This window comes from Geodermatophilus maliterrae, from assembly GCF_041018925.1.
Classification (GTDB): Bacteria; Actinomycetota; Actinomycetes; order Mycobacteriales; family Geodermatophilaceae; genus Geodermatophilus; species Geodermatophilus maliterrae.
Window position 1 is genome coordinate 1 of the sequence record NZ_JBFNXQ010000202.1, and the last position, 1,665, is coordinate 1,665.

The 1,665-nt window shown below is 70.9% G+C and carries 1 protein-coding gene; it reads right to left on the reverse strand.

Going from position 1 to position 1,665, the window contains the following annotated elements:
* Window positions 1-1,637, reverse strand: a 1,637-nt coding sequence (locus ABQ292_RS26445; protein ID WP_369210679.1) for an MDR family MFS transporter, incomplete at its 3' end; no start/stop codon positions are given.
* Between the last annotated feature and the right edge of the window lie 28 nt (window positions 1,638-1,665).

Consider the following 1,665-nt stretch of genomic DNA (forward strand, 5'->3'; position numbering starts at 1 on the left):
GCCTGGCGGGCCTGGATGCCGGACTTGTTGCTCAGCGCGAGCTGCGGCAGGAGGAGGAAGACGAGGAACCCCAGTGCCGCCGCGCAGGCGGCGATGAGGAACACCAGGTCGATCGAGTTCGCGAAGCCGGTCTGGAACGGCAGGGCCAGGAAGGCGGGCAGGTCCTGGATGAAGGAGGTGTCGGACAGGTCGCCGCCGGCCTGCAGCCGACCGCCCTGCAGCGCCTGGGCCACCCGCGGGTCGCTCGCCGCGGCCGCGGTCAGCGACTGGTCGATCTCGGCCGGCAGGCGGGCGAAGAGCACGGAGAGGAACGCCGCGGTGCCGACCGTGGCGCCCATCTGGCGGAAGAAGGTGACCGAGGAGGTGGCCACACCGATCTGGGTGGGCGCAACGGCGTTCTGCACCGCCAGCACGGCCGGCTGGAAGTTGAAGCCCAGCCCCACGCCGAGGGCGATCATGAACGGCACCAGCGCCCAGATCGAGGTCTGGGCGCCGACGACGACCGACAGCGACACCAGCGCCGCGGTCATCAGCGCGGTGCCGGCCAGCGGGAAGAGCTTGTACCTGCCGGTCTTGGAGATGGCGATGCCCGAGCTCATCGCGCCGAGCATGATGCCCAGCACCAGCGGGATCATCTGCAGGCCGGCGACGGTGGCGCTGGAGCCGTGCACGATCTGCAGGTACTGCGGCAGCAGCAGCAGGCCGCCGAACATGGCCGCGCCGACCACCACGCTGCCGGCGGTGGCGACGGTGAAGCTGCGGTTGCCGAACAGCCGCAGCGGCAGCAGCGCCTCGTGGCCGTAGGCCCGCTCGGCGAGCAGGAAGAGCACGAAGCCGGCGGTGCCGATGGCGTAGCAGATCAGGGCGCGGGTCGACGTCCAGCCCCAGATGCGGCCCTGCTCGGCGATGATCAGCAGCGGCACGATGAAGGTGATCAGCGCCAGCGCGCCGGGCCAGTCGATGCGGTGCTCGCGGCGCTCGTGCGGCAGGTGCAGCACCCGGAAGACCGCGGCGAAGGCCAGGGCGCCCAGCGGCACGTTGATGAAGAAGATCCAGCGCCAGCCGTCCAGGCCCAGCAGTGCGCTCTGGCCGGCGAAGAACCCGCCGATCACCGGGCCCAGCACGCTGGAGGTGCCGAAGACGGCCATGAAGTAGCCCTGGTAGCGGGAGCGCTGCCGCGGCGGCACGATGTCGCCGATGATCGCCAGCGCCAGCGACATCAGGCCACCGGCACCGATGCCCTGGACCGCCCGGAAGGCGGCCAGCTGGTACATCGAGTCCGCGATGCCGCACAGCACCGAGCCGCCGATGAACACGGCGATGGCGAACAGGTAGAAGGGCCGCCGGCCGTAGATGTCGGAGAGCTTGCCGTACAGCGGCGTGGAGATCGTCGAGGTGATCAGGAACGCCGTGGTGGCCCACGCCTGCAGGTCATAGCCCTGCAGGTCATCGGCGATGGTGCGGATGGCGGTGGCCACCACCGTCTGGTCCAGCGCGGCCAGGAACATGGCGACCATCAGCCCGGCGATGATCGTGAGGATCTGCCGGTGCGTGAAGGCGCCGTCCTCGGCGGGGGCGGCGGCCGCCGCACGGGCGTTCCTGCGCTCGGCCGCGCTGGTGCGGGAGGTCTGGGTCATCAGCTCTCTCTCGAAGACGGAGCGGCCG